This window comes from Plantibacter sp. ME-Dv--P-095, assembly GCF_030209365.1.
In the GTDB taxonomy this organism is placed as follows: Bacteria; Actinomycetota; Actinomycetes; order Actinomycetales; family Microbacteriaceae; genus Plantibacter.
In genome coordinates, this window is sequence record NZ_JARVSB010000012.1 from 83,026 (window position 1) to 89,162 (window position 6,137).

At 69.4% G+C, this 6,137-nt stretch carries 7 protein-coding genes; 2 read left to right on the forward strand and 5 right to left on the reverse strand.

Features of this window, described 5'->3' with window-relative positions; translation table 11 throughout:
- Positions 1 to 56 precede the first annotated feature (56 nt).
- Positions 57 to 347 (reverse strand): hypothetical protein, encoded by a 291-nt coding sequence (locus tag QRN26_RS17585; protein ID WP_285037737.1) that lies wholly within the window; start codon positions 345 to 347, stop codon positions 57 to 59.
- 12 nt (positions 348 to 359) lie between these two features.
- Positions 360 to 878: a VOC family protein gene (locus tag QRN26_RS17590; RefSeq protein WP_285037738.1), complete on the reverse strand. Its 519-nt coding sequence runs from the start codon at positions 876 to 878 to the stop codon at positions 360 to 362.
- 60 nt (positions 879 to 938) lie between these two features.
- Here QRN26_RS17590 and QRN26_RS17595 point away from each other — a divergent pair, with 60 nt between their 5' ends.
- A complete protein-coding gene (locus QRN26_RS17595; protein ID WP_285037739.1) occupies positions 939 to 1,760 on the forward strand; it encodes an AraC family transcriptional regulator in 822 nt (273 codons plus the stop codon).
- Positions 1,761 to 1,782: 22 nt separating this feature from the next.
- Here the strand turns inward: QRN26_RS17595 and QRN26_RS17600 are convergent, their stop codons facing one another.
- Entirely contained in the window at positions 1,783 to 3,786 is a 2,004-nt protein-coding gene (locus QRN26_RS17600) for an APC family permease (protein ID WP_502927722.1), read from the reverse strand.
- A 261-nt stretch (positions 3,787 to 4,047) separates the two neighbouring features.
- Here QRN26_RS17600 and QRN26_RS17605 point away from each other — a divergent pair, with 261 nt between their 5' ends.
- A complete protein-coding gene (locus QRN26_RS17605; RefSeq protein ID WP_285037741.1) occupies positions 4,048 to 4,554 on the forward strand; it encodes a septum formation family protein in 507 nt (168 codons plus the stop codon).
- Positions 4,555 to 4,618: 64 nt separating this feature from the next.
- Here the strand turns inward: QRN26_RS17605 and QRN26_RS17610 are convergent, their stop codons facing one another.
- Together QRN26_RS17610 and QRN26_RS17615 are read right to left on the reverse strand one after the other, a co-directional pair.
- The gene (locus QRN26_RS17610; protein ID WP_285037742.1) at positions 4,619 to 5,251 is read right to left on the reverse strand and encodes a PadR family transcriptional regulator; all 633 of its coding nucleotides are present in this window, start codon (positions 5,249 to 5,251) and stop codon (positions 4,619 to 4,621) included.
- Positions 5,248 to 6,099, reverse strand: coding sequence for a DUF4097 family beta strand repeat-containing protein (locus QRN26_RS17615; protein WP_056008678.1), 852 nt, complete (start codon positions 6,097 to 6,099; stop codon positions 5,248 to 5,250). Before QRN26_RS17615 ends, QRN26_RS17610 begins: the two co-directional genes overlap by 4 nt.
- Between the last annotated feature and the right edge of the window lie 38 nt (positions 6,100 to 6,137).

Genomic DNA, 6,137 nt, shown 5'->3' on the forward strand with positions numbered 1-6,137 from the left:
CAATTCTGGGCGAATGAGCATTCGTTCGCCCGAAGATGGGCGATCGAACACGGCGGCTATGCCTCGAACCGGCGGTTGTGCCGGATGTTGAGCGCGATGGGGATGCCGAGGGCGATGACCAGCAGCAGGACGCTCCAGAAGCCGATCTCCGACCACAGGAGGAAGACGCCGAACACCCCGAGGCCGCCGGAGAGTCCGCGCAGGATGATCGTGAACTGGGGGAGCCGCTGCGGCCGCCCCTGCCACATCGGCAGCGGGGAGTCGGGGTTCGCCGCGATCAGTCGCGCCATCGAGAGGGTGCCGGACACGGCCGCGAGAAAGAGCAGCGAGAGACCCCAGGTGAACATGCCCTCAGTCTGTCAGCTCCGACCGGACGCGGCCTGTGCCGCCCAGTCGGCCACGCGTCGAGCGCTCTCCTCCTCGGACAGGTCCTCGATGCGGGACATGATCGACCAGCGGACGCCGAGCGGGTCGCGGATCGACGCGAAGCGGTCGCCGGAGACGAAATCCGTGGCCGGCTCCCGGATCGTCGCACCCGCGGCCGTGGCCCTCGCGACCACCGCATCCACGTCGGCGCAGAAGAAGCCCAGGGAGTAGCAGTCGGACTCGCCGCCGGGCGCAGGGATCAAGCCGTACTCCGGGTTCGGTTCCCCGAGTTGGAGGCGTCCGTCGCCGAGGTCGAGTTCGGCGTGCACGACGACGCCGCCCATCTCGGTGGCGTCCACCAGTCGCGCCCCGAGGACCGCTCGGTAGAATTCGATCGCCTCGGCGGCGCGCGCCACCACGAGGAACGGGGTCAGGCTCGTGGAGCCGTTGGGCACCCCGGCGGTGGTGTGGTCGCCGGTGACACCGGTCTTCGATGCAGTGGATTCGCTCATGCTGCGACGGTACGGACCAGCAGGGCCGGGTGGCTTGAAGATTCGCGACGAGAGGGCCAGATGTCCGGTATCGACGGCACCGGGGCGTCCATCGATCCCCGCGGCGTGCTCTACCCGGCCCGGTTGCCGACCTTCCACCGGGTGGAGGCGCCACCGGGGCTCTCCGGCCTCGTCCGGTGGTTCTGGATCCCGGAGTGGCGACTCGCACCGGGGCGAAGCTCACGCCAGGAACTGCTGCCGTTCCCCGCGTCCAACCTCGTCGTCGGGCCTGATGCGGTGACGCTCGCCGGCCCGACCACGAGCGCGTCCCACCGCGATCTCACGGGGAGCGGCTGGGTGGTCGGCATGCTGCTGCGGCCGGCGGCGCTCATGACCCTGGTCGACGATCCCGGGACGCTCCGCGACGTCGAGGTGCCGTTCGCAGCGCCGTCGCTCCACGGCGACGTGGTCGCGGCGATGGCCGGCCAAGACCGCGACGCCGCCCGCAGCGGGGCGGTTCGCGCCTGCCTGGCCTGGTGCGCCGACCGGTTCTCGACGGCCGACGCCGACGGCCTGCTCGCCAACCGGATGGAGGAGGTCGTTGCGGGTGACCGCGACATCGTCAGGGTCGAGCAGCTCGCAGCACGCCTCGGCGTGGGCGTCCGTGCCGTCCAGCGGCTCGCGCAGCGGTCCGTCGGGCTGCCGCCCCTGACGATCATCCGGCGCTACCGGTTGCAGGAGGCGGCGCAGCGTCTGCGAGACGACGCCGACGTCACGATCGCCCAGGTCGCCGCGGACCTCGGCTACGCCGACCACGCGCACCTGACCTCGGACTTCCGACGGGTGCTCGGCCTGACGCCGACGGGCTACCGTCGTGATCCCGACAGCCGCCCAGACCGGTGACGCCCGGCGCCGGGCGCTCGGCTCAGGTCCTCGTGCGGCCCGTGTTGCGGTCGATGTGCGGCTTCCGCTCGATCGGCTTCTTCACGCGCACGATCTCGCCGCGTCGCTCCTGCCCGGGCAGCGGACGGGACCGGCGGCCGTAGATGAGCTCCGAGGAGTCGAGCAACCACGGCACGAGCGCCACGGTGACGCCGTGCACGAGCATGATCTGGTTGCGGATCCGTGAAGCCCGCCGATTGTGGAGGAGGCTCTCCCACCAGTGGCCGACGATGTACTGCGGCATGTAGACGGTGACGACCTCGGAGCCGTGCTCCGCGCGGTGGGCCTTGATGTACTTCGCGAGCGGCATCGCGAACTCGCGGTACGGCGACTCGAGGATGACGAGCGGGACGTGGATGTTCTGCTCGATCCACTGCTGCTCGAGCAGTTTCGTGGACTCGGGGTCGACCGAGATGTGCACGGCCTCGAGGCTGTCGTGCTTGGCCGCGATCGCGTAGTCGAGCGCCTTGAGGATCGGCTTCTGCATCTTGCCGACGAGGACGATCGCGTGGTCGCCCGTCGCGCCGAAGGTCGTGGTCGGATCGACCTCGACCTCCTTCTCGACGTCGCGGTAGTAGCGGTTGACGCCCAGCATGAGCACGAAGAGGATCGGCATGAGCACGAACACGAGCCACGCGCCGTGGGTGAACTTGGTGATCGTGACCACGATGAGGACGCTCGCGGTGAGCAGCGCGCCGAACGCGTTGATCGCGAGGCCGCGGTAGACGGAGCCCCGGTTGTCGCAGCCCTCACGGAGCATGCGCAGCCAGTGCTTCACCATGCCGGTCTGCCCGAGCGTGAACGAGACGAAGACCCCGATGATGTACAGCTGGATGAGCTGCGTGAGGTTGGCCTGGTAGACCACGAGGATCGCGCAGGCGGCGAGCCCGAGGATGATCATGCCGTTCGAGAACACGAGGCGGTCGCCGCGGGTGTTGAGCGACTTGGGGGCGTAGGAGTCGCGCGCGAGGACCGAGCCGAGGAGCGGGAACCCGTTGAACGCGGTGTTGGCGGCGAGGAGGAGGACGCACGCCGTCGCCGCCTGGATGAGGAAGAACGGGATGCTGTTCGCGCCGAACACCGCGGTCGCGACCTGCGCCATGAGACTCGGCTGCGGCGTGGTGGCGCAGTTCGCGAACCCTTCGAGGTGGCAGGCGTTCTCGGCGTAGTGCACGCGGGAGATGAGCGCGAGGGCGGTGAGTCCGACGAACAGCACGATGGCCGTTCCGCCCATGAGGACGAGGGTCTTCTGCGCGTTCTTGATCTGCGGGCGACGGAACGCGGGGACACCGTTCGAGACCGCCTCGACGCCCGTCAGCGCCGAACAGCCGGAGGAGAACGCGCGGAGGAGGAGCAGGATGAATGCGGCCTGCGTGAGGCTCTCACCCTGGACCGTGAACTCCGCGCTGGACGCGACCGGGGCGTCGCCGAGGAAGGTGCGCGCCAGCCCGGCGACGATCATGACGAGCACGCTCGCGATGAAGAAGTAGGTGGGGATCGCGAAGGCCTTGCTGGACTCGCGGACGCCACGGAGGTTCACGGCCATGAGCACGAGCACGAAGCCGACCGCGAGCTCCACGCGCCACGGGTTCAGCCCGGGGATCGCGGAGATGATGTTGTCGACGCCGGAGGCGACCGACACGGCGACCGTCAGGACGTAGTCGACGAGCAACGCCGAGGCGACGACGAGGCCGGCCTTCTCGCCGAGGTTGCGGTGCGCGACCTCGTAGTCGCCACCGCCCGAGGGGTAGGCCTTGATGAGCTGCCGGTAGCTCGCGACGACCACGACCAGCAGGATCACGACACACGCGGCGACCCAGGGCGCGAAGCTCAGGAACGCGAGCCCGCCGAGGGTCAGGATCATGAGGAGTTCCTGCGGAGCGTACGCGACACTCGACAGCGCGTCGCTCGCGAAGATCGGCAGCGCGAGGCGCTTGGGGAGGAGCTGGCCCTCCAGGTTCTCGGTCGGCAGCGGGTCCCCGATCAACCAGCGTTTTGCTGATCGTGGTTCTGTCCCGGGCTCTCGACCCTCAGTTGTCACGAGCGGCGATATTACTCCTTCGCCAAGGGGAGTCAAGCGGAGATGGGCTGGATGGACAGGCATCGTCACCCGACCGTGACGCAGTGTTCATCGAGCGGGGGAGTGGCGGACCAGAACGGCCGACGAATATCCTGATCGACGGCTGTTGCCTGGCTGTGAGCCGGGACAGCCGCTCATGATCGACCACCCACCGCAAGGACCCTCATCGTGACCGCTCGCCGTCGTCTCCTCCCGCTCGCCCTCGCCGCCCTCGCCGCAGCCCTGACGCTCTCCGGTTGCAGTGTCGTGGAGGGCATCCTCCCGAAGCCGGCCGAGACCCGTGACGCGCAGTCCGGCGAGATCGTCGGTGGGGGCACCACCGACGTCTTCACGCTCTCCGTCGGCGACTGCCTGAACGACGAGTCGTCCACGGAAGAGGTCTCCGAAGTGCCCACCGTGCCGTGCTCCGAGCCCCACCAGTACGAGGTGTACGGCGAGGTCACCCTGACCGGCGACGACTGGCCGGGCGACGAGGCGGTCACGCAGCAGGCCGACGACGGCTGCTACGCACAGTTCCAGGCGTTCGCCGGGATCGTCTACGAGGACTCCTCGCTCGAGTTCAACTACTACACGCCGACGAAGGGGAGTTGGGAGGAGATGGACGACCGCCTCGTCACCTGCGTGATCTTCGACACCGCCGCGACCACGGGCTCGCTCGCCGGCGCCGCGCGCTGACCCGACGGACGATGAAGCGCCCGTCTCCCGATGTGGAGGCGGGCGCTTCATCGTCCGTGGATCGTCAGGAGCCGCGGAGCTGCTCGCGCAGGCGGTCGCGGACGGCGACGAGGTCGGCGCGCAGGGCCGAGACGGTCGCCTCGTCGAGGACGCCACCGCGTGCGACGTGTTCGCGGAGCTCCGTGCGGACCGCCTGTCGGAACTCGTTGATCGACACGTCCGTCTCGTGCAGCGCCAGGCGGCCCTGCACCTTCTGGTCGGCGCTCTCCTCGGAGGCTGTCGTCCAGCTCGGCCCGGGCTTCGACGACTGCTTCGCCTCGCGCGCCGCGGAGGCGAGATCGGCGCGGAGGCTCTTCATGGCCGCCGTCACCCCGCTCCGGACCTCGTCGGCGATCCGGCGCACGGAGTCGGTGAGCTGGTCCTCGATGCCGTCGAGTTCGCCGGCGCGTGCCGCGAGTTCCGCTCGGCCGGCCTCGGTGATCTCGTAGACGCTCTTCCGGCCGTCGCTCGTCTTGGTGACCAAGCCCTCCTCCTCGAGCTTCGCGAGGCGGGGGTAGATGGTGCCGGCGCTCGGGCTGTACGTCCCGCCGCTCCGATCCGTCAGCGCCTGGATGAGTTCGTACCCGTGCTTGGGCGACTCCTCCAGGAGGCTCAGCAGGTACAGGCGCAGACTGCCGTGCGCGAAGACGGGGCTCATGCTCCGGCCTCGCTCCCGGCGGTCGCCGTGGCGGGCTCTGCAGTCGCGCGTCGGAGGACCGTGACCGCACCGCCGACGGTGTTGAGGCGCACCTCGGCGAACTGACCGGACAGGGCGCCGGTGTGCGAGCTGTAGCCGCCGCCGCGCAGCCCCTTGAGGACGACGCCGTCGATGGCGAGGCGGCCGCCGACGGAGTTCGCCGTGTAGCGCGCGGCGAGGTCGTCGTCGAGTCGGACCGTGATCGCGCCGCTCACGGTGTTCAGGTCGAGCTGCTCCGCGGCGCCGTGGACGTCGAGGAGGAGGTCGGAGGACACCCCGTCGACGGACGCCCTCGTGATGTCGCCGGAGACGGTGACGTCGCCGGACACGGTGTGGGCGTTGATGCGGCCGGTGTGGTGCTGGACGGTGACCTCGCCGCTGACGGAGTTGAGGTCGAGGCGGCCGGTCATGCGGTCGGCCACGAGGTCGCCCGAGACGGTGTTGAGCTTCACGTCGGCGGTGAGTCCGGAGACGAGCGCGCCGGCGCTCACGACGCCGAGTGTGAGCGCGATGTCCCGTGGGACGAGCACGCTCACCTGGGCGGTGGCGCGGTTTGCGCCGAAGTTCGAGAAGACCTCGAGGAAGTTGTCCCAGCGCAGCTGCGGGTGGTCGATCTCCGCGACGTCGCCGTCGATGGTGATCTTGAGGTCCTTGCCGGTGACGGCGCCGACCTCGATGCGCGCACCGGGCTCGTCGTGCCCGATGATGTCGACCTGGCCGCCGATGAGGCCGACCTTCAGCCGCCTCACGAGCTCGAGGTCGATGATGCGGCTCTCGCCGGGGGCGATGATCCACTTCTCCTGTGCCATGGTGCGCTTCCTTCCGATTGAACGCGATATATCGCGTT